The following is a 21,809-nucleotide window of genomic DNA, read 5'->3' as shown; positions in this document are numbered from 1 at the left end:
CAAGCAAGAATGGCTAAGGTATTCGCGATAGCGAACCAAAAAGGTGGTGTGGGTAAAACCACCACCTGCATCAACCTCGCAGCTTCCCTGGTCGCTACCAAGCGTCGGGTGCTGTTGATCGATCTCGATCCACAGGGCAACGCCACCATGGGTAGCGGTGTGGATAAACACGGCCTGGAAAACTCGGTCTACGACCTGCTCATCGGCGAGTGCGATCTGGCCCAGGCCATGCACTATTCCGAACACGGTGGTTACCAGCTGTTGCCGGCGAACCGTGACCTGACGGCCGCTGAAGTGGTCCTGCTGGAAATGCAGATGAAGGAAAGCCGCCTGCGCAGTGCGTTGGCGCCGATCCGTGAAAACTACGATTACATTTTGATCGACTGCCCGCCGTCGCTGTCGATGCTGACGCTTAACGCCCTGGTGGCCGCCGATGGGGTAATTATCCCAATGCAGTGCGAGTACTTCGCACTCGAAGGCTTGAGCGACCTTGTGGATAACATCAAGCGCATCGCCGAACTGCTGAACCCCAACCTCAAGGTCGAAGGCCTGTTGCGGACCATGTATGACCCGCGCCTGAGCCTGATGAATGACGTTTCGGCGCAGCTCAAGGAACACTTCGGCGAACAGCTGTACGACACCGTGATTCCACGCAACATCCGCCTGGCCGAAGCGCCAAGCTACGGTATGCCGGCGTTGGCCTACGACAAGACATCGCGGGGCGCCATTGCCTATCTGGCATTGGCGGGCGAGATGGTTCGCCGTCAACGCAAAAACTCACGCACCGCCGCTGCTCAGGCAACTTAAGGAATCCCCATGGCCGTCAAGAAACGAGGTCTCGGACGTGGACTGGATGCACTGCTGAGTGGTCCGACTGTCAGCTCGCTGGAAGAACAAGCGGTGCAAGCCGATCAGCGTGAGCTGCAGCACCTGCCCCTGGACCTGATCCAGCGCGGCAAGTACCAGCCGCGTCGGGACATGGATCCTCAGGCGCTGGAAGAGCTGGCGCAGTCGATCAAGGCCCAGGGCGTGATGCAGCCGATCGTGGTGCGTCCGATTGGCAGTGGTCGCTTCGAAATCATCGCCGGCGAACGCCGCTGGCGCGCCAGCCAACAGGCTGGCCAGGAAACCATTCCGGCGATGGTGCGCGATGTCCCGGATGAAACCGCGATCGCCATGGCGCTGATCGAAAACATCCAGCGCGAAGACCTCAACCCGATCGAAGAAGCCGTGGCCTTGCAGCGTTTGCAGCAGGAATTCCAGCTGACTCAGCAACAAGTTGCCGAAGCGGTGGGGAAATCCCGGGTAACCGTGGCGAACCTGCTACGCTTGATCGCGTTGCCGGAAGTCATCAAAACCATGCTCTCCCACGGCGACCTGGAAATGGGTCATGCCCGGGCTTTGCTCGGTTTGCCGGAGAATCAACAAGTTGAAGGGGCGCGACACGTTGTCGCACGGGGGCTGACGGTGCGCCAGACTGAGGCACTGGTTCGCCAGTGGTTGAGTGGCAAACAGGAACCTGCTGAACCGGTAAAGCCGGACCCGGATATTGCAAGGCTCGAACAGCGTCTGGCCGAGCGCCTAGGCTCTGCGGTGCAGATTCGACACGGTAAAAAGGGGAAGGGGCAGTTGGTCATTGGTTACAACTCCCTGGATGAGCTTCAAGGTGTGCTCGCACACATCCGCTGAAACATTTCCTCATGTAGCGAGCAGTCGGAAATCACTACCTGACAGTTGAATAGGGGCAGAACCGCCCCTATACTCTGCGCGCATTTTGTCGGCACAAATTATGCCAAGTTATTGAATTCTGGCAGCCGATCATTGGGGAGCAAAAACGATGGAGAGCCGCACGCCAAACCGCTTGCCGTTCCATCGCCTGGCAGTTTTTCCGGTCTTGTTGGCTCAATTTGTCGTTTTGGTACTGGCCGCTTTGGCGCTCTGGTACTGGCATGGAGTCGTTGCCGGATACTCGGGACTTTGCGGAGGCCTGATAGCCTTGCTGCCCAATGTTTATTTCGCTCATAGGGCATTTCGGTTTTCCGGCGCCCGAGCAGCTCAAGCCATCGTCCGGTCTTTTTATGCCGGTGAGGCGGGCAAACTGATTTTGACGGCAGTGCTCTTTGCATTGACGTTTGCAGGTGTGAAGCCATTGGCGCCGCTAGCTGTATTCGGCGTCTTCGTGTTGACCCAACTGGTCAGCTGGTTCGCGCCCCTGCTGATGAGAACAAGACTTTCGAGACCTTAGGGCGTTTGAGGCAACCATGGCAGAAACAACCGCTTCGGGCTATATCCAGCACCACTTGCAGAACCTGACCTTCGGTCAGCATCCTACCGGCGGATGGGGCTTTGCCCACACCGCAGCAGAGGCCAAAGAAATGGGCTTCTGGGCTTTCCACGTCGATACTCTCGGCTGGTCGGTCGCGTTGGGTCTGATCTTCGTTCTTCTTTTCCGCATGGCGGCAAAAAAGGCGACGTCGGGGCAACCGGGTGCTTTGCAGAACTTCGTTGAAGTATTGGTCGAATTCGTCGATGGCAGCGTGAAAGACAGCTTCCATGGCCGTAGCCCGGTGATTGCACCGTTGGCACTGACCATCTTCGTCTGGGTCTTCCTGATGAACGCCGTCGACTTGATTCCAGTCGACTGGATTCCTCAGCTGGCCATCCTGATCACTGGCGATTCGCACATTCCGTTCCGTGCCGTATCGACCACTGACCCGAACGCTACCCTGGGCATGGCCCTGTCGGTGTTCGCGTTGATCATTTTCTACAGCATCAAGGTCAAGGGCATCGGCGGCTTCATCGGCGAACTGACCCTGCACCCGTTCGGCAGCAAGAACATCTTCGTTCAAGCCCTGCTGATTCCGGTGAACTTCCTGCTGGAGTTCGTGACACTGATCGCCAAGCCAATCTCGCTGGCACTGCGTCTGTTCGGCAACATGTACGCCGGCGAACTGGTCTTCATTCTGATCGCTGTGATGTTCGGCAGTGGTCTGCTCTGGCTTAGCGGCCTGGGCGTAGTTCTGCAGTGGGCGTGGGCTGTGTTCCACATCCTGATCATCACCCTGCAGGCGTTTATCTTCATGATGCTGACCATCGTCTACCTGTCGATGGCGCACGAAGAGAACCATTAAGACCAGTCTCGACTGGTCTGATGTCCCACTCGGTCAAACGGGTGGGTGCCCTAACAGGGCTATGAAACGATTTGTTTTACCGCTTTAAAATCTAAAAAACCTAAACCATACGACGTAAAAGTCGGGAGGAAAGATGGAAACTGTAGTTGGTCTAACCGCTATCGCTGTTGCACTGTTGATCGGCCTGGGCGCACTGGGTACCGCAATTGGTTTCGGCCTGTTGGGTGGCAAGTTCCTGGAAGGCGCAGCGCGTCAGCCAGAGATGGTTCCAATGCTGCAAGTTAAAATGTTCATCGTTGCCGGTCTGCTCGACGCCGTAACCATGATCGGTGTTGGTATCGCTCTGTTCTTCACTTTCGCGAACCCATTCGTTGGTCAACTCGCTGGCTAATTACTCGAACCTTCGAGTAATTGGTGTGATGTGCAACGAACGAGCGAGGTGTTGGCGTGAACATTAATGCAACCCTGATTGGCCAGTCCGTTGCGTTCTTCATTTTTGTACTGTTTTGCATGAAGTTCGTGTGGCCTCCGGTCATCGCGGCTTTGCACGAACGTCAGAAGAAGATCGCGGATGGACTGGATGCTGCCAGCCGAGCAGCTCGCGACCTGGAGTTGGCCCAAGAGAAAGCGGGTCATCAACTGCGCGAAGCAAAAGCTCAGGCAGCTGAAATCATTGAGCAAGCCAAGAAACGCGGTAACCAGATCGTTGAAGAGGCTGTTGAAAAAGCCCGTATCGACGCTGACCGTGTGAAGGTTCAGGCTCAGGCCGAGATCGAGCAGGAACTGAACAGTGTCAAAGACGCGCTGCGTGCCCAATTGGGTGCACTGGCCGTTGGCGGCGCCGAGAAGATCCTGGGTGCCACAATCGATCAAAACGCGCACGCGGAGCTGGTAAACAAACTGGCTGCTGAAATTTAAGCGAGGGCGATCATGGCAGAATTGACCACGTTGGCCCGACCTTACGCTAAGGCAGCCTTCGAGCACGCCCAGGCCCACCAGCAACTGGCCTCTTGGTCAGCCATGCTCGGCCTGGCTGCAGCAGTGTCGCAAGACGACACCATGCAGCGCGTGCTCAAGGCCCCGCGACTGACGAGCGCAGACAAGGCCACCACGTTTATTGACGTGTGTGGCGACAAGTTTGATGCCAAGGCACAGAACTTCATTCACGTCGTTGCCGAAAACGACCGTCTCCCGCTGTTGCCGGAGATCGCCGCTCTGTTTGACCTGTACAAGGCCGAACAAGAGAAATCGGTAGACGTTGAAGTGACCAGTGCTTTTGCATTGAACCAAGAACAGCAAGACAAACTCGCCAAGGTTCTCAGTGCACGACTCAACCGGGAAGTGCGCCTGCAAGTCGAGGAAGACAAATCCCTTATTGGGGGCATTGTCATCCGCGCCGGCGACCTGGTAATCGATGGCTCGGTTCGCGGCAAACTCGCGAGCCTTGCCGAAGCATTGAAATCTTGAGTTTGAAGGGGCAGCAGAGCAATGCAGCAACTCAATCCTTCCGAAATAAGTGAAATTATCAAGGGCCGCATCGACAAGCTCGATGTGACCTCCCAAGCCCGTAACGAAGGCACAGTCGTCAGCGTATCTGACGGTATCGTGCGGATTCACGGTCTGGCCGACGTTATGTACGGCGAGATGATCGAGTTTCCGGGCGGCGTCTTCGGTATGGCCCTCAACCTTGAGCAAGACTCTGTAGGCGCCGTTGTATTGGGCTCCTACCAGTCTCTGGCTGAAGGCATGAGCGCCAAGTGCACCGGCCGCATCCTCGAAGTTCCGGTTGGTAAGGAACTGCTGGGTCGCGTAGTCGACGCACTGGGTAACCCAGTTGATGGCAAAGGTCCACTGAACAACACCGAGACCGATGCGGTCGAGAAAGTTGCTCCAGGCGTGATCTGGCGTAAGTCGGTAGACCAGCCTGTACAGACTGGCTACAAGGCTGTCGATGCCATGATCCCTGTCGGCCGTGGCCAGCGTGAGCTGATCATCGGTGACCGTCAGATCGGTAAAACCGCTCTGGCGATCGACGCGATCATCAACCAGAAGAACAGCGGCATTTTCTGCGTCTACGTAGCCATCGGTCAGAAACAATCGACCATCGCTAACGTGGTTCGCAAGCTGGAAGAGAACGGCGCGCTGGCTAACACCATCGTCGTCGCAGCGAGCGCTTCGGAATCTGCAGCACTGCAATTCCTGGCACCGTACTCCGGTTGCACCATGGGTGAATTCTTCCGCGACCGCGGTGAAGACGCGCTGATCGTTTATGACGATCTGTCCAAGCAAGCAGTGGCTTACCGCCAGATTTCCCTGCTGCTGCGCCGTCCACCAGGCCGTGAAGCTTACCCAGGCGACGTGTTCTATCTCCACTCCCGTCTGCTGGAGCGCGCATCCCGCGTTTCCGAAGAGTACGTAGAGAAGTTCACCAACGGCGCAGTGACCGGCAAAACCGGTTCCCTGACCGCACTGCCGATCATCGAAACCCAGGCTGGCGACGTTTCCGCGTTCGTTCCGACCAACGTGATTTCCATCACCGACGGTCAGATCTTCTTGGAATCGGCCATGTTCAACTCCGGGATCCGTCCTGCTGTGAACGCCGGTGTTTCGGTATCCCGTGTGGGTGGTGCCGCTCAGACCAAGATCATCAAGAAGCTCTCCGGTGGTATCCGTACCGCTCTGGCTCAGTACCGTGAACTGGCGGCATTCGCCCAGTTCGCGTCTGACCTGGACGAGGCGACCCGTAAGCAACTTGAGCATGGTCAGCGCGTTACCGAGCTGATGAAGCAGAAGCAATACGCACCAATGTCGATCGCTGACATGGCGCTGTCGCTGTATGCCGCTGAGCGTGGGTTCCTGACTGACGTTGAAATCGCCAAGATCGGCAGCTTCGAACAAGCGCTGATTGCTTTCTTCAACCGCGATCACGCCGATTTGATGGCGAAGATCAACGTGAAGGGTGACTTCAATGACGAAATCGACGCTGGCATGAAAGCCGGTATCGAGAAGTTCAAGGCCACCCAAACCTGGTAAGCCGCAGCGGGAGCCGCAAGGCTCCCGCTTGCTAACCTGATAGGTGTTACATGGCAGGCGCAAAAGAGATTCGCAGTAAGATTGCGAGCATCAAAAGCACGCAAAAGATTACCAGCGCCATGGAAAAAGTGGCGGTCAGTAAAATGCGCAAGGCACAAATGCGCATGGCTGCTAGCCGTCCTTACGCGGAGCGCATCCGCCAGGTTATTGGCCATCTGGCCAACGCCAACCCGGAATATCGCCACCCGTTCATGCTCGACCGCGAAGTAAAGCGCGTCGGTTATGTCGTGGTGAGCAGTGACCGTGGTCTGTGTGGTGGCTTGAACACCAACCTGTTCAAGGCCCTGGTCAAGGACATGGCGGTAAACCGCGAAAACGGCGTCGAGATCGATCTGTGTGTTGTTGGTAGCAAGGGTGCGGCTTTCTTCCGCAACTTCGGCGGTAACGTCGTTGCAGCTATCAGCCACCTGGGTGAAGAGCCGTCGATCAATGACCTGATCGGCAGCGTCAAGGTGATGCTGGATGCCTACCTGGACGGCCGTATTGATCGCCTGTCCGTGGTGTCCAACAAGTTCATCAACACCATGACGCAACAGCCTAAGGTGGAGCAGTTGATTCCACTGGTGGCAACCCCGGATCAGGAACTCAAGCACCACTGGGATTATCTGTACGAACCGGACGCCAAAGAGCTGCTTGACGGCTTGATGGTCCGTTACGTGGAGTCGCAGGTCTACCAGGCGGTGGTCGAGAACAACGCGGCTGAACAAGCTGCGCGGATGATCGCGATGAAGAACGCTACCGACAACGCCGGTGATTTGATCAGCGATTTGCAGCTGGTCTACAACAAGGCGCGTCAGGCTGCGATCACCCAAGAGATCTCGGAAATCGTCGGCGGCGCTGCCGCGGTTTAACGGTTCAAATATTCAGAGGATCCAGCTATGAGTAGCGGACGTATCGTTCAAATCATCGGCGCCGTTATCGACGTGGAATTTCCACGCGACAGCGTACCGAGCATCTACAACGCGCTGTTGGTACAAAGCGCGGCAGGGACCACCCTGGAAGTTCAGCAACAGCTGGGCGACGGCGTGGTTCGTACCATTGCGATGGGTTCCACCGAAGGCTTGAAGCGCGGTCTGGAAGTCAAGGACTCTGGCGCAGCCATTTCCGTACCGGTCGGTAAAGCGACGCTGGGCCGGATCATGGACGTACTGGGCAACCCGATCGACGAAGCTGGCCCGATCGACACCGAAGAGCGCTGGGGCATTCACCGTCCTGCGCCAACCTTCGCTGAACAAGCGGGCGGCAACGACCTGCTGGAAACCGGCATCAAGGTTATCGACCTGGTTTGCCCGTTCGCCAAGGGTGGTAAAGTCGGTCTGTTCGGTGGTGCCGGTGTAGGCAAAACCGTAAACATGATGGAACTGATCCGTAACATCGCCATCGAGCACAGCGGTTATTCCGTGTTCGCCGGTGTGGGTGAGCGTACTCGTGAGGGTAACGACTTCTACCACGAGATGAAGGATTCCAACGTTCTGGACAAAGTGGCACTGGTTTACGGTCAGATGAACGAGCCGCCGGGTAACCGTCTGCGCGTAGCACTGACTGGCCTGACCATGGCCGAGAAGTTCCGTGACGAAGGTAACGACGTTCTGTTGTTCGTCGACAACATCTATCGTTACACCCTGGCCGGTACTGAAGTATCCGCACTGCTGGGCCGTATGCCTTCCGCAGTAGGTTACCAGCCGACCCTGGCCGAAGAGATGGGTACTCTGCAAGAGCGTATCACTTCGACCAAGAACGGTTCGATCACCTCGATCCAAGCGGTATACGTACCTGCGGATGACTTGACTGACCCGTCGCCAGCGACCACCTTCGCCCACTTGGACGCCACCGTCGTTCTGTCCCGTGACATCGCTTCCCTGGGTATCTACCCAGCGGTCGATCCACTCGACTCGACTTCGCGCCAGCTGGACCCGAACGTAATCGGCCAGGACCACTACGACACCGCTCGCGGCGTACAGTATGTTCTGCAACGTTACAAAGAACTGAAGGACATCATTGCGATCCTGGGTATGGACGAGCTGTCGGAAGCCGACAAGCAGTTGGTAAACCGTGCTCGTAAGATCCAGCGTTTCTTGTCGCAGCCGTTCTTCGTGGCTGAAGTCTTCACCGGTGCCTCGGGTAAATACGTTTCCCTGAAAGACACCATTGCTGGCTTCAAAGGCATCCTCAACGGTGACTACGACCACCTGCCAGAACAAGCGTTCTACATGGTCGGCGGCATCGAAGAAGCGATCGAGAAAGCCAAGAAACTGTAATCCCGGCGCCCGGCAACGGGCGCTAATTTAGGTTGAGGCAATCAGATGGCTATGACAGTCCATTGCGATATCGTCAGCGCGGAAGGGGAAATCTTTTCCGGCCTGGTCGAGATGGTGATTGCGCACGGTGCACTGGGTGATCTTGGTATCGCCCTGGGTCACGCGCCGCTGATCACTAATCTCAAGCCGGGTCCGATCCGCCTGGTCAAGCAGGGCGGGGAAGAGGAGGTGTTTTACATCTCTGGTGGTTTCCTCGAGGTTCAGCCGAACATGGTCAAGGTTCTTGCCGACACCGTGCAACGTGCTGCCGACCTGGATGAAGCCTCCGCTCAGGAAGCCGTCAAGGCTGCCGAGAAGGCCTTGCATGAACGTGGCGCCGAATTCGATTACGGTTCCGCTGCCGCACGTCTGGCCGAGGCTGCAGCTCAGCTGCGCACCGTCCAGCAGATCCGCAAGAAGTTTGGCCACTAATAGGCTACTACTTGTTGCGCGATTGATTAGAAAGGGTAGCCTCGGCTACCCTTTTTTCTTTTTCGACTTTCATAACCTTGGTCGCAGTATTGACCACCCAGGATAGCCAGTCATGTCTCTTGAAATCGTTATTCTCGCTGCTGGCCAAGGCACACGCATGCGTTCGGCATTGCCGAAAGTCCTGCACCCGATTGCTGGCAACTCGATGCTCGGCCATGTTATCCACAGCGCCCGGCAACTTGATCCACAGCGCATCCACGTGGTGATCGGTCACGGTGCCGAGGCTGTGCGTGAGCGTCTGGCGGCGGATGATCTGAATTTCGTCCTGCAGGACCAACAACTGGGTACTGGCCACGCGGTTGCTCAAGCGGTGCCCTTCATCGAGTCCGACACCGTGCTGATTCTTTACGGTGATGTGCCGTTGATTGAGGTCGAGACCCTGCAGCGTCTGCTCAAGCAGGTAGCGCCGCAGAAACTCGGCCTGCTGACCGTCGAACTGGACGATCCGACGGGCTATGGCCGCATCGTCCGTGACGCCGACGGCAACGTTGCAGCCATCGTCGAACAGAAGGATGCCAACGAAGCCGAGCGTGCGATCACCGAAGGCAATACCGGCATTCTGGCGCTGCCGTTCGCCAAACTGGGCGACTGGATGAGCCGGCTCTCCAACAACAATGCCCAGGGGGAGTATTACCTGACCGACGTGATCGCCATGGCGGTCGGCGACGGACTGGTGGTGGCGACCGAGCAACCTGACGATGCCATGGAAGTGCAGGGCGCCAACGATCGCAAGCAGCTTGCCGAGCTTGAGCGTCACTATCAGCTGCGCGCCGGTCGTCGTTTGATGGCTCAAGGCGTGACTCTGCGCGACCCGGCGCGCTTCGATGTGCGCGGTGAAGTCACCGTCGGTCGCGACGTGCTGATCGATATCAACGTTATCCTCGAAGGCAAGGTGGTCATCGAAGACGACGTGGTGATCGGTCCGAATTGCGTGATCAAGGACAGCACCTTGCGCAAAGGCGTGGTGATCAAGGCCAACAGCCATATCGAAGGTGCCATTCTCGGTGAAGGCAGCGATGCCGGTCCGTTCGCCCGTTTGCGTCCCGGCACGGTGCTGGAGGCTCGCGCCCATGTGGGTAACTTCGTCGAACTGAAAAACGCCCACATGGGCGAAGGCGCCAAGGCCGGTCATCTGACCTACCTGGGCGATGCCGAGATCGGCGCCCGCACGAACATTGGCGCAGGCACCATCACCTGTAACTATGACGGCGCCAACAAGTGGAAAACCGTGTTGGGTGAAGATGTGTTCATCGGTTCCAACAATTCGTTGGTAGCGCCTGTGGATATCTCCAATGGCGCCACCACGGCGGCCGGTTCGACCATTACCCAGAATGTGGATAACGCACAATTGGCTGTGGGTCGCGCACGCCAGAAGAACATTGACGGTTGGAAACGGCCCGAGAAAATCAAGAAGTCCTGAGTTATCCACAGTCAAGAAAATCGTCTTCGCGGGCAAGCCTCGCTCCTACAGGGTTCACGTCGTTCGCATAGATGGCGGATGACATCAACCTGTAGGAGCGAGGCTTGCCCGCGAAGCTTTTTTATCGCCTCACGCTTGACGAAGTTTCGCTTATAGGTTTTGATTGCTTTCGTTATCTTTCGAATCGAAACCTACCAAACCATGTCGAAGCGCAATACACCTCAACGCCGTCACAACATCCTCGCCTTGCTCAACGAGCAGGGTGAAGTCAGTGTGGATGAGCTGGCCAAGCGTTTCGAAACGTCGGAAGTTACGATCCGCAAGGATCTTGCCGCACTTGAAAGCAACGGGCTGCTGCTGCGTCGTTATGGCGGCGCCGTCACCATGCCTCAGGAACTGGTGGCCGACATCGGCCAACCGGTTTCCAAATACAAGCAGGCCATCGCCCGCGCTGCCGTCACGCGGATTCGCGAGCATGCGCGGATCATCATCGACAGCGGCAGCACCACGGCGTCGATGATTCCGGAACTCGGCCAACAACCGGGCCTGGTGGTGATGACCAATTCCCTGCACGTCGCCAACGCCTTGAGCGAACTAGAACACGAGCCGGTGCTGTTGATGACCGGCGGCACCTGGGACCCGCATTCCGAGTCCTTCCAGGGGCAGGTTGCCGAGCAAGTACTACGCTCTTACGACTTCGATCAATTGTTCATCGGCGCCGATGGCATCGACTTGGTGCGCGGTACCACTACCTTCAACGAATTGCTGGGGCTGAGCCGGGTCATGGCCGAGGTCGCCCGCGAAGTGGTCGTGATGGTGGAGGCCGACAAAATCGGCCGCAAGATTCCCAACCTGGAGCTGCCATGGAGCAGCGTCCATACCCTTATTACCGATGATCGCCTGCCGCTCGAGGCACGGGATCAGATTCAGGCCCGCGGAATCACATTGATTTGCGCGGCTGTCAGTCAGGAGAAATAGCATGTGTGGAATTGTCGGCGCAGTCGCAGAACGTAACATCACCGCCATCCTGCTCGAAGGCCTGAAACGCCTGGAATACCGTGGCTATGACAGCGCCGGTGTGGCGGTCTACACCAATGACGAGACGCTCGAGCGTCTGCGCCGCCCGGGCAAGGTCAGCGAGCTGGAATTGGCGTTGGCCGAAGAGCCGCTGGTTGGTCGTCTGGGTATCGCCCACACCCGCTGGGCGACTCACGGTGCGCCGTGCGAACGCAACGCCCACCCACATTTCTCTGGTGATCTGGCGGTGGTGCACAACGGCATCATCGAGAACCACGAAGCCCTGCGCGGGCAGCTCAAAGCCTTGGGTTACGTGTTCACCTCGGACACCGATACCGAAGTCATCGCCCACTTGCTGCAGCACAAACTCAAGGATCTGGGCGATCTGACCGTGGCCCTGAAGGCTGCCGTTAAAGAGCTGCACGGTGCTTATGGTCTGGCGGTCATCAGCGCTAAGCAACCGGACCGACTGGTCGCCGCCCGCAGTGGCAGCCCGCTGGTCATTGGCCTGGGTCTGGGTGAAAACTTCCTGGCGTCCGACCAATTGGCGCTGCGTCAGGTGACCGACCGCTTCGTGTACCTGGAAGAAGGCGATATCGCCGAAATTCGCCGCGACAGCGTGCAGATCTGGGACCTGAGTGGCCAAACCGTCGAGCGCGAAGCGGTGCAGTATCGCGACAGCGCCGAGGCGGCTGAAAAAGGCGAATTCCGTCACTTCATGCTCAAGGAAATCCATGAGCAACCGGCCGTGGTGCAACGCACGCTGGAAGGTCGCATGAGCCAGAACCAGGTGCTGGTTCAGGCCTTCGGTCCGCAGGCTGCCGAACTGTTCGCCAACGTACGCAATGTGCAGATCGTCGCGTGCGGCACCAGTTACCACGCCGGCATGGTTGCCCGTTACTGGCTCGAAGAATTGGCCGGCATCCCGTGCCAGGTCGAAGTCGCCAGCGAATTCCGCTACCGCAAAGTGGTGGTGCAGCCCAACACATTGTTCGTGACCATCTCTCAGTCCGGCGAAACGGCTGACACCCTGGCCGCCCTGCGTAATGCGAAAGAGCTGGGTTACCTCGCCAGCCTGGCGATCTGCAACGTCGGCATCAGCTCGCTGGTGCGTGAATCTGACCTGACGTTGCTGACCCAGGCCGGTCGCGAAATCGGCGTGGCCTCGACCAAAGCGTTCACCACTCAATTGGTCGGCCTGCTGTTGCTGACCCTGTCGCTGGGTCAGGTTCACGGCTCGTTGGCCAAAGGTGTCGAGGCGACACTGGTGGAAGAGTTGCGTCGCCTGCCAACTCGTCTGGGTGAAGCCTTGGCCATGGACAGCACCGTCGAAAAAATCGCCGAACTGTTCGCCGAGAAAAAACACACCCTGTTCCTTGGTCGTGGCGCGCAGTTCCCGGTGGCGATGGAAGGGGCGCTCAAGCTCAAGGAAATCTCCTACATCCACGCCGAAGCTTATCCGGCCGGCGAGCTGAAACACGGCCCGTTGGCGCTTGTGGATAACGACATGCCAGTGGTCACCGTGGCGCCGAACAACGAACTGCTGGAGAAGCTGAAATCCAACCTCCAGGAAGTTCGCGCCCGAGGCGGCGAGCTGATCGTTTTCGCCGACGAGCAGGCCGGCATGACCGATGGTGAAGGCACGCACGTGGTGCAAATGCCGCACATCCACGACATCCTGTCGCCGATCCTCTACACCATTCCGCTGCAGTTGCTCTCGTATTATGTGGCCGTGTTGAAAGGCACCGACGTTGACCAGCCGCGTAACCTGGCGAAGTCGGTGACGGTGGAATAAGTTATCCACTGGTGATCGAACCCTTAAAAATCGCAGCCTTAGGTTGCGATTTTTTTTATCTGAACTGAGGACACGCTCATGGACCGATTCCAGGAGATGCAAGTGTTCGCCGCCGTTGCCCAGGACCAGGGCTTTGCGGCGGCGGCGCGGCGTTTGGGCATGTCGGCGGCGAGTGTCACGCGGGCGGTGGCAGCGTTGGAGAAACGTATTGGCACGCTGCTGCTGACGCGTACCACGCGCAGTGTGCATTTGAGTGAGGCGGGTCAGCGCTACCTCGAAGATTGTCGGCGAATTCTCTCTGAGGTGCAGGAAGCCGAGGATTCGGCGGCGGGCAGTCACGCCCACCCGCGTGGGCAACTGACGATCACCGCACCGGTATTGTTCGGTGAATTGTTTGTCACGCCGGTGATGGTGAATTATCTGACTCAGTTTCCTGAAGTCTGCATCAACGGCCTGCTGGTCGACCGAGTGGTGAGCATGGTCGAGGAGGGCATTGATGTGGCCGTGCGCATCGGCGAGTTGCCCGATAGCAATCAGCATGCGATTCGGGTCGGTGAAGTGCGGCGGGTGATTTGTGGCTCGCCGGCATTGCTGGCTGCCCAGGGTCGGCCTCGACATCCGCAGGAGCTGGCGCGGGCGCCGATTATTGCGACGTCCGCCATCGGTCAGTTGAGGAGCTGGCCATTCCTCGAAGCCGGAGAGCCGCTGAGCATTCGTCCCGAACCACGGCTGGTGGTCACGGCGAATCAAGCCGCCATTACCGCGGCGTGCCTGGGTCTGGGGTACACCCGAGTGTTGTCTTATCAAGTCGCCAGCAAGGTGGCGACCGGTGAACTGGAAATCGTCCTGGCTGATTTCGAATTGCCGCCCTTGCCCATCCATGTGGTGTACCAGGGCGGACGCAAGGCCCCGGTGCGAATTCGCAGTTTTGTCGACTTTGCAGTCAAGGCGCTGCGTGAACACCCGGACTTGCACGGTTAAAGGGTTATTGCGCTGAATGAAATAATGGATTGCGTTTGCTGGTTATTCTGTTGTTTTCAACGTTAGTGGAAGATGGCTCCTATCGGTGCTGATCACTCCTGAACGGCGCCAACACCCAGCGGAGTCGACCATGCACGCCATAAAACTCTACAACTTCCCACGTTCTGGCCACGCTCACCGTGTGGAGTTGATGCTGTCCCTGCTGCAACTGCCGACCGAGCTGATCTTTGTCGATCTGGCCAAGGGCGCGCACAAACAGCCTGATTACCTGGCGCTGAACCCGTTCGGTCAGGTACCGGCCATTGATGATCAAGGCGTGGTGCTGGCCGATTCCAACGCGATCCTGGTGTACCTGGCGCAGAAATACGGCAACGGTCGTTGGCTGCCCACCGATCCGGTCGGTGCGGCCAAAGTGCAGCGCTGGTTGTCGATTGCCGCTGGGCCGATTGCCTTTGGCCCCGCCAGGGCACGACTGATTACGGTATTTGGCGCGTCGTACAACGCTGAAGAGGTGATCGCTTATTCCCACGGCTTGCTCAAGATTATCGATCAGGAACTGGCGAAGTCGGCTTTCCTGACAGGTAGCGAGCCGACCATCGCCGATGTCGCGGCGTACAGCTACATCGCCCATGCGCCCGAGGGTAATGTGTCGCTGGACGACTACGCGAACATTCGTGCGTGGCTGGCGCGCATCGAAGCCTTGCCTGGTTTTGTCGGCATGCCGCGCACTGTCGCTGGCCTGCAAAAAACTGCCTGATGCTTACGGCCCGACACTGTCGGGCCGTTCACACTGCGTTCATTGGCGCAGGGGAGAAGCCGTTATGGACCGTTCGCCTTGGCATGCTGGCGAGATACAGTTACAGGCTCACGTCGGTGTGGCCGAACGAATGGAAGCGTTGGGGCGTCGGGTGGTTCGCAGCGAAATGCCGGACCAGCACCGCACGTTCTATCAGCAATTGCCTTTCATGCTGTACGGCGCGGTCGATGCCGACGGTCATCCCTGGGCCAGTATTCTTGAAGGGCCTCCGGGTTTTGCTCACTCGCCCGAGCCCGGTCTGTTGCAATTCCACAGCTTGCCGGGCGCCGACGATCCCGCGCAATTGACCGATGGCGCGGCAATCGGCCTGCTGGGGATCGAACTGCACACGCGTCGGCGCAATCGCCTGAATGGGCGGGTCGGCGCCGTGTCGGCGAACGGCTTCGGGGTGACGGTTGAACAGTCCTTCGGCAATTGCCCGCAATACATCCAATTGCGGCAGTTTCGCTCGGTGCCGCTGGCGGATCCGTCGACGCGCATCGCGCAGCATCTCGACGCGCTGGATGACGCGGCAACAACCATGATCGCCGAAGCCGATACCTTTTTTGTCGCCAGTTACGTGGACGTCGATGGTCAACGTTCGGTGGACGTTTCTCACCGTGGCGGCCAGGCCGGTTTCGTCCAAGTAGAAGGCAATCGCCTGACCATTCCGGATTTCGCCGGCAACCTGTTTTTCAACACCTTGGGCAACTTGTTGGTTAACCCCCGGGCTGGCTTGCTGTTTATCGATTTCAATTCGGGCGACCTGCTGCACCTCAGCGGTCGCACCGAAGTCATCCTTGAAGGTCCGCAGATCGAAGCGTTTCAAGGCGCCGAGCGCCTGTGGACGTTCCACGTGGAACACATGGTGCGTCGGCCCGCCGCCCTGGCTTTGCGCTGGCGCTTCGACGGGGTATCTCCCACCAGTTTGCTGACGGGCACCTGGGCTCAGGCTAACGCTCGTTTGCAAGCCCAGGCATTGGGCGATAGTTGGCGGCCATTGCGGGTGGTGCGGATCGAAGCGCAAAGCCACAACATCCGTTCGATCTACCTGGAGCCTGCCGATGGTGCCGGGATGCCAGTGTTCCAGGCCGGGCAGCATTTGCCTTTGCGCTTCACCATCGATGGCGAGGTGCATATCCGCACGTACAGCCTGTCGAGTGCACCGTCCGATGATTTTTTCCGGATCAGTGTGAAGCGGGACGGGCGGGTGTCTTCGCACCTGCATCAACAGGTTCAGGTCGGTGATCTTTTGGAGGCTCGTGCGCCGCAAGGGCATTTCACCGTGGCGCCGCATGAACGGCGGCCGCTGGTGTTGTTGGCGGCCGGGGTGGGTATCACGCCGCTGCTGTCGATGCTGCGGGAGGTGGTTTATCAAGGCCTGCGTACTCGCCATATACGGCCGACCTGGTTTATCCAGAGTTCGCGGACGTTGGCCGATCAGGTGTTTCGTCCTGAGCTGGATCGGCTGCTGGATGATGCCGGCGATGCGGTCAGGGTGTTGCGCCTGCTCAGTCAGCCGGAAGCCGAGGCACGCGAAGGCGAAGATTTCGACGTGACCGGACGGATCGACACGCCATTGCTCCAGACCATCCTTGAGGAAGAGGACTACGATCAGCTGGACTTTGTCCTCTGTGGCCCGGGCAGTTTTACCCAAGGCCTGTACGACAGCCTGCGGGAACTGGACATCCGCGATGCCAGAATTCATGCCGAAACCTTTGGTCCTTCAACCTTGCGTCGTAGGCCAGACCCCGACGCGGTGGTCATCGAGCAACCGCCGGCGGCTACGACGTCCGTCCCCGTGGTGTTCCAGCGCTCGGCCAAAGAAGCTCGTTGGCAACCCGATGGCGGCAGTTTGCTGGAGTTGGCGGAAAGCCGTGGGCTACGTCCGGAATTCAGTTGCCGTGGCGGTTCCTGCGGGACCTGCAAGACCCGCTTGATCAGCGGCCAAGTGAATTATCCACAGCCCCCCGCGGAAGTGCCGGATGAGGGCCAAGTCCTGATATGTTGTGCGATTCCGGCACAAGGGTCGCAGCCCTTGGTGCTCGACCTGTAGGAGCAAGGCTTGCCCGCGAACCAGGCACTGCGGTTTCCAAAAGGTAGACCGCGTTATCGTTCTTCGCGGGCAAGCCTCGCTCCTACAGGGGATTTGGTTTGGCTTAAGGGGCTTTATGCGTTTTTTGGTTTGTCTGGCGGCGGTGATGCTGCTCATTGGTTGCGAACGACAGGAAGCCGCGCCGCTCGATCAGCAACTCTACGTCTGGCAACGGCAATGGACGCCGGCTCATGAAGCCGCGTTAAAGGACAGTCGTGCGGACTTTTCTACCCTGAGGGTTCTGGTCTTGCAGGCGTTCCCGCAGGCGGGCTGGAGCCGCGCGCGTATTGACCCTGCGCTGCTCAAACAGGATGGTCGGCCGTTGATTGCGGTGATTCGTCTTGATGGTCAACTCCATTCGCTGGATCAGGACGAAATCACCACGCAGATTCAGCAGGTGCTCAGCGACTGGCAGGGCCAGGGACTGATTCTTTCCGGAGTGGAAATCGACCACGATGCGGGCAACGCTCGGCTACCGGCCTATCGGACATTTCTCACGCATCTGCGCACAGTTCTGCCCGCCTCGATGCCGTTGAGCATCACCGCATTACCTTCCTGGCTCGACAGCCCTGAGCTGCCGTCACTGTTATCCACAGTCGACAGCAGCGTGTTGCAAGTGCACGCGGTGAGCGATCCGCGTCGTGGCTTGTTCGACCCGGATCAGGCCAAAAAATGGGCCAAGGCCTGGAGCCGTATTACTTCGAAACCTTTTTATCTGGCGCTGCCAGCCTACGGCGTGGCGTTGTTTCCAGGGGGCAGTGGTGCACCGCTCGTGGAAAGCGAAGTGTCGATCGAACAGGGTGGAAAGCGTCGTGAGCTGATGGCCGATCCGCAGCAATTGAGTCGCCTCGGCATCGAACTGCGCAACGATCCACCGGCGCATCTGGCCGGCCTGATCTGGTTTCGCCTGCCGCTGACCAACGACCGCCGGGCCTGGAGCCTGACGACCCTGCGCGCTGTGGCTCGCGGCGAGGCCCTCGACAGTCGCCTGGCGCTGAAAGTCTCGGTGCAGGATGGCCTCGCTGATATCAGCCTGAGCAATCAAGGCAATCTCGACAGCGCCTGGCCCGAGCGTCTGACGCTGGCGGTGCAAGGCTGTGATGGCGCCGATGCATTGGCCGGTTATGCGTTGCAACAGCGCCCGGATCTGCTTACCTTCACCCGCCTGCGCGACGGCCGCCTTCCGGCCGGCGGGCAGCGGGCCATCGGTTGGGCACGCTGCGCACATATTGATCAAGGAGCTTCGAATGTTCACCCGTAGCTGGCCCCGCCATTTGCTCTGCCTGAGCCTCAGCTTGCCGCTGGGTTCGGCGCTGGCCTGTGGGCCGGATTTCCCCATGCGCCTGCTGGATAACCGTGGCCAGTCGCTGGCGGAGCTGCCGGAAGGCAACTTCAACTTCGAGATCAACCGCCTCGGGCACGCCATCGCCGGGCTGAAGAACGTCACAGACGCGACGAATAGTCCAAACCAGGGCTACGGCGATGAGCCCGATTATGCCAATCAGCGGGACCAGGCCGAGCAGGCCGGTTTGACGGCTGAGCAGCAGGCGCTGGTGAAACAGCTTCGCAGCCTGACCGATGCCCGTCAGGTCGAAGAGCAGGGTGCGAGCCTGCCCGCCGAACTCAAATTTTATCTGGCGGGTGCCGTGGCATTTACTGCCGGCGATCATGGGTTGGCGGCCGAGTATTTCCGGAAGGTGCTGGCGTTGCCGGCTGATCAACGCGCATTGCGCAGCACTTGGGCGGCTTACTCCTTGGGTCGAGCGCTGTTTGCCATGAGTTCCGAAGCGGACGCGGGCCCCGACCTTCTGGTTCAATCTCAAAAGGCTTTCGAGCAGACCCGTCAGCTGAGCATCGAAGGCTTCAGCGACCCTTTGGAACTGGGCGTCGCCAGCCTCGGCGAAGAAGCTCGCGTGGTGCGCACGGCCGGCGACTGGAACAGCGCCATCGAACTCTACGTTACGCAAAATCTCCACGGTTCGGCGGTGGGCTACACCTCGCTGAAGCTGTTGATGGCTGATCTGGCGGCAATGCCCGACGATCAGCTGGCCGCACTGCTCAAGGGCAAAGCGGTGCAGCAACTGGTGACGGCGTCCTTGATCAGCCGATTGGGCTGGTCATTTGGTGATCAACCGCCGAACGAGCTGAAACTGATCAAACTGTTGCAAGCCAGCACGCGCGGTAGCCTCGACAACGCGGATCGTTTGGCGGCGATGAATTATCAACAGGGCGATTACGCCAGCGCCAAGGCCTTCCTTGAGCACGCTGGCGATGGCGGCTTGGCGTGGTGGCTGCGGGCGAAACTGGCCATGCGTGATGGCGATAAAAGCGCCGCTGCAGCCGCGTATGCCAAAGCGGCCCAGGCCTTCCCGCAGAATGAATCCTGGGGCGACCGACGGACCCCGGACTTCGACTACGAGACCCTTCAACCCAAGTGCCGGGTCGAGGGCGAAAGCGCAATCCTGGCGCTGCAACGCGGGGATTACCTGCAAGCGTTTGATCAGCTCTATCGCAGCCAGGGCATCTACTGGTTCGATGCGGCGACGGTTGCCGAGCGAGTGCTGACCCTCGATGAACTCAAGCATTACGTCGACACCCAGGTGCCGGCACCACCACCGCTGACCCAGCAGGAGCGTGATAACTATGTGCCGCTGCCGGTGGCGGCGAGCCTGCGCAATTTGCTCGGGCGTCGGTTGCTGCGCGAAGAGCGCTACGACGAGGCGCCGGTGTATTTCGATAACGCCGATTTGCAGGCCAGGGCCAAGTGGTACGGGCAAATGCGTCAGGAAGCCGAGTCCAAATGGTGGCCGACCACCCGGGCGTCCGCTTACTACCAGGCCGCCCTCACGGCCCGCTATGACGGGATGCAATTGTTGGGTTACGAGATGTCCCCGGACTACGCCTCCCTCGGTGGCAATTACAGTCTGGAGGCGCCGCAGCTCAACGTCGGGCCGCTGATGTCCGAGGGTGAGGTGCAGCGCCAGCAAGCCTCGGTGGCGAAACCGGATGAGCGTTTCCATTACCGTTTTGTCGCCACGGCCCTGGCGAGCAAGGCCGCTGATCATGTGCCCCACAGCAGTCAGGCGTTTGCTTCGGTGCTGTGCAAGGCTTCGTCCTGGGGGAGCAGCTTGCAGGAGCAAAGTGCGTTTTACCGTCGATACGTCGAGGAAGGTCCCTATGTGATTTGGGCTGGCGATTTTGGTCATCAATGCCAGGAGCCGGACTTCCGCAATGCCGACAAGCGCTATGTGACCCAGGTCACCGACGCCGCGCGCTCAACGCTGCGGCCCTACAAAAAACCATTGCAGATCGGCGCTGTGGTAGCGGTGACGGCAGCGGCGCTGTTGCTGATCAATCGTCGTCGGCGCAAGGCGCAGTAAGGCTCAGGCCTGTTGCACAAAGGCCAGCCGCACCGCGAAACCGATCAACAGGCTGCCGAACAGCCATTGTTGCAGGCGTTGGGCCGAAGGACTGCGTTGCAGCCAACGGCCTAGCGCGGCCCCGGCCAAGGCGTAAGCGCTGTCGAACAACAAACCGACGCCGACCAGCACCACGCCCAGGGTCGCGAATTGCGCAAGCACCGACCCGGCGTGAGGATCGATGAACTGCGGCAACAGCACCGAGCAGAACAACAACGCCTTGGGGTTGAGCAGGTTGGTCAACAAGCCGCGCTGGATCGCTTCGCGCCACCGCGCTTTCTCGGTGGTTTGATTGCCGACGTTCAGGTTTGGCAGCAGGGTCGTGCGCAGGCACTGAATGCCGATCCACAGCAGGTACGCGGCCCCGGCCAGGCGCACCACGTCGAAGGTCCAGGGAGCTGCCTTGAACAGTGCCGCCAATCCCAGCGCCGCCAGCGCCACGTGACACCCACGAGCAATGCCCAAACCCACGGCCGTCGCCAACGCTGCACCTTTGCCCTGACGAGCGCCGGTCTGCAACAGCAGGATCATGTCCGGGCCGGGCAACAGGAAAACCACCGCGAGCGCCATGAAAAACAGCCAGAGTCCTGCCACATTGCACCCCATTCGTTGTCGATTCGGTAGGGCCAGTCTAGGGCGTTAGGGCAGGGCAGGTGGTTGCGTAGTTTGCTTCTAAAACGTTGTAAATTGGCATAACCTGCCACTCAATGACGTTTGAACTATCAGGATCTGCCAAGCCATGAAACTGGACGCCTACGACCGCAAGATTCTCGCCGCCCTGCAGCGCGACGGTCGCCTGAGCAACGTGCAACTGGCTGACGAGATTGGTCTGTCGGCTTCTCCGTGTTTGCGTCGGGTACGGATGCTTGAAGAAGCCGGGGTGATTCGCGGCTACCAGGCCAATCTGGATCGCGATGAAGTGGGGCTTGGGTTGACGGTGTTTGTCGGGGTCAAGGTGGAACGCCATAACGACGAGCAAGCGGAGTCCTTTCGTCTGGCCGTGACGGCGTTACCCGAGGTGATTTCGGCGTTTCTGGTGTCGGGGGAATCGGATTTTTTGCTGCAAGTGGTGGTGCCGGATTTGCGTGCCTATGACCGATTTCTCACCGGGCGGCTACTGAAGCTGCCAGGCGTGAGCGACATCCGCAGCAACTTTGCGATTCACACGGTGAAGACGCCGGGGGCGTTGCCTTTAGAGCATTTACCGCTTTAGACCGAGTCGACCCTTTCGCGAGCAAGCCCGCTCCCACATTTGATCTGTGGCGTTCACAAA

At 59.0% G+C, this 21,809-nt stretch carries 21 protein-coding genes; 20 read left to right on the top strand and 1 reads right to left on the bottom strand.

The window, feature by feature from the left end; all coding sequences use genetic code 11:
• Positions 1 to 9: 9 nt before the first annotated feature.
• From ACA057_RS31315 to ACA057_RS31225, 19 genes are all read left to right on the top strand, one after another.
• Entirely contained in the window at positions 10 to 807 is a 798-nt protein-coding gene (locus ACA057_RS31315; RefSeq protein WP_027926208.1) for a ParA family protein, read from the top strand.
• A gap of 9 nt (positions 808 to 816) precedes the next feature.
• On the top strand, positions 817 to 1,689 hold the full coding sequence (locus tag ACA057_RS31310; RefSeq protein ID WP_008027541.1) for a ParB/RepB/Spo0J family partition protein: 873 nt from the start codon (positions 817 to 819) through the stop codon (positions 1,687 to 1,689).
• A 148-nt stretch (positions 1,690 to 1,837) separates the two neighbouring features.
• Positions 1,838 to 2,245, top strand: a complete 408-nt coding sequence (locus ACA057_RS31305; protein ID WP_007948092.1) for a F0F1 ATP synthase subunit I — start codon at positions 1,838 to 1,840, stop codon at positions 2,243 to 2,245.
• Positions 2,246 to 2,261: 16 nt separating this feature from the next.
• Positions 2,262 to 3,131, top strand: a complete 870-nt coding sequence (gene atpB / locus ACA057_RS31300) for a F0F1 ATP synthase subunit A (protein ID WP_074872208.1) — start codon at positions 2,262 to 2,264, stop codon at positions 3,129 to 3,131.
• 133 nt (positions 3,132 to 3,264) lie between these two features.
• A complete protein-coding gene (gene atpE, locus ACA057_RS31295; protein WP_002555987.1) occupies positions 3,265 to 3,522 on the top strand; it encodes a F0F1 ATP synthase subunit C in 258 nt (85 codons plus the stop codon).
• Between the two features lie 56 nt (positions 3,523 to 3,578).
• Entirely contained in the window at positions 3,579 to 4,049 is a 471-nt protein-coding gene (locus tag ACA057_RS31290) for a F0F1 ATP synthase subunit B (RefSeq protein WP_008155711.1), read from the top strand.
• A 12-nt stretch (positions 4,050 to 4,061) separates the two neighbouring features.
• Positions 4,062 to 4,598: a F0F1 ATP synthase subunit delta gene (locus tag ACA057_RS31285; RefSeq protein WP_128874597.1), complete on the top strand. Its 537-nt coding sequence runs from the start codon at positions 4,062 to 4,064 to the stop codon at positions 4,596 to 4,598.
• 21 nt (positions 4,599 to 4,619) lie between these two features.
• On the top strand, positions 4,620 to 6,164 hold the full coding sequence (atpA, locus tag ACA057_RS31280; RefSeq protein WP_008155713.1) for a F0F1 ATP synthase subunit alpha: 1,545 nt from the start codon (positions 4,620 to 4,622) through the stop codon (positions 6,162 to 6,164).
• A 50-nt stretch (positions 6,165 to 6,214) separates the two neighbouring features.
• Entirely contained in the window at positions 6,215 to 7,075 is an 861-nt protein-coding gene (gene atpG / locus ACA057_RS31275) for a F0F1 ATP synthase subunit gamma (RefSeq protein ID WP_497344941.1), read from the top strand.
• A gap of 27 nt (positions 7,076 to 7,102) precedes the next feature.
• A complete protein-coding gene (gene atpD / locus ACA057_RS31270) occupies positions 7,103 to 8,482 on the top strand; it encodes a F0F1 ATP synthase subunit beta (protein WP_033059678.1) in 1,380 nt (459 codons plus the stop codon).
• Between the two features lie 45 nt (positions 8,483 to 8,527).
• Positions 8,528 to 8,953, top strand: coding sequence for a F0F1 ATP synthase subunit epsilon (locus ACA057_RS31265; protein WP_059403770.1), 426 nt, complete (start codon positions 8,528 to 8,530; stop codon positions 8,951 to 8,953).
• Positions 8,954 to 9,065: 112 nt separating this feature from the next.
• A complete protein-coding gene (glmU, locus tag ACA057_RS31260; RefSeq protein ID WP_497344939.1) occupies positions 9,066 to 10,433 on the top strand; it encodes a bifunctional UDP-N-acetylglucosamine diphosphorylase/glucosamine-1-phosphate N-acetyltransferase GlmU in 1,368 nt (455 codons plus the stop codon).
• 201 nt (positions 10,434 to 10,634) lie between these two features.
• Positions 10,635 to 11,411, top strand: a complete 777-nt coding sequence (locus tag ACA057_RS31255; RefSeq protein ID WP_497344937.1) for a DeoR/GlpR family DNA-binding transcription regulator — start codon at positions 10,635 to 10,637, stop codon at positions 11,409 to 11,411.
• Between the two features lies 1 nt (position 11,412).
• Positions 11,413 to 13,245: a glutamine--fructose-6-phosphate transaminase (isomerizing) gene (gene glmS, locus ACA057_RS31250; RefSeq protein WP_497344935.1), complete on the top strand. Its 1,833-nt coding sequence runs from the start codon at positions 11,413 to 11,415 to the stop codon at positions 13,243 to 13,245.
• Positions 13,246 to 13,323: 78 nt separating this feature from the next.
• Positions 13,324 to 14,226, top strand: coding sequence for a LysR family transcriptional regulator (locus ACA057_RS31245; RefSeq protein WP_497344933.1), 903 nt, complete (start codon positions 13,324 to 13,326; stop codon positions 14,224 to 14,226).
• Between the two features lie 130 nt (positions 14,227 to 14,356).
• Complete coding sequence (locus tag ACA057_RS31240) at positions 14,357 to 14,983, top strand: glutathione S-transferase family protein (protein WP_497344931.1); 627 nt, start codon at positions 14,357 to 14,359, stop codon at positions 14,981 to 14,983.
• Positions 14,984 to 15,047: 64 nt separating this feature from the next.
• Positions 15,048 to 17,078, top strand: a complete 2,031-nt coding sequence (locus ACA057_RS31235) for a pyridoxamine 5'-phosphate oxidase family protein (RefSeq protein WP_497344929.1) — start codon at positions 15,048 to 15,050, stop codon at positions 17,076 to 17,078.
• Between the two features lie 115 nt (positions 17,079 to 17,193).
• On the top strand, positions 17,194 to 18,378 hold the full coding sequence (locus ACA057_RS31230) for a DUF3142 domain-containing protein (protein WP_497344927.1): 1,185 nt from the start codon (positions 17,194 to 17,196) through the stop codon (positions 18,376 to 18,378).
• Positions 18,365 to 20,497, top strand: coding sequence for a hypothetical protein (locus tag ACA057_RS31225; protein ID WP_497344925.1), 2,133 nt, complete (start codon positions 18,365 to 18,367; stop codon positions 20,495 to 20,497). The genes ACA057_RS31230 and ACA057_RS31225 overlap by 14 nt, the downstream gene beginning before the upstream one ends.
• A 3-nt stretch (positions 20,498 to 20,500) precedes the next feature.
• On the opposite strand, the gene ACA057_RS31220 is transcribed toward ACA057_RS31225, so the two are convergent.
• The gene (locus tag ACA057_RS31220; protein WP_497344923.1) at positions 20,501 to 21,130 is read right to left on the bottom strand and encodes a LysE family translocator; all 630 of its coding nucleotides are present in this window, start codon (positions 21,128 to 21,130) and stop codon (positions 20,501 to 20,503) included.
• Between the two features lie 145 nt (positions 21,131 to 21,275).
• Between ACA057_RS31220 and ACA057_RS31215 the strand changes: the two genes are divergently transcribed.
• Positions 21,276 to 21,749 carry an Lrp/AsnC family transcriptional regulator gene (locus tag ACA057_RS31215; RefSeq protein ID WP_163910566.1) on the top strand — a complete coding sequence of 158 codons (474 nt, stop codon included), beginning with the start codon at positions 21,276 to 21,278 and terminating at the stop codon, positions 21,747 to 21,749.
• Positions 21,750 to 21,809 lie beyond the last annotated feature (60 nt).

The organism is Pseudomonas sp. LBUM1661, assembly GCF_059695925.1.
This window is presented reverse-complemented; position numbering and strand designations above follow the sequence as displayed.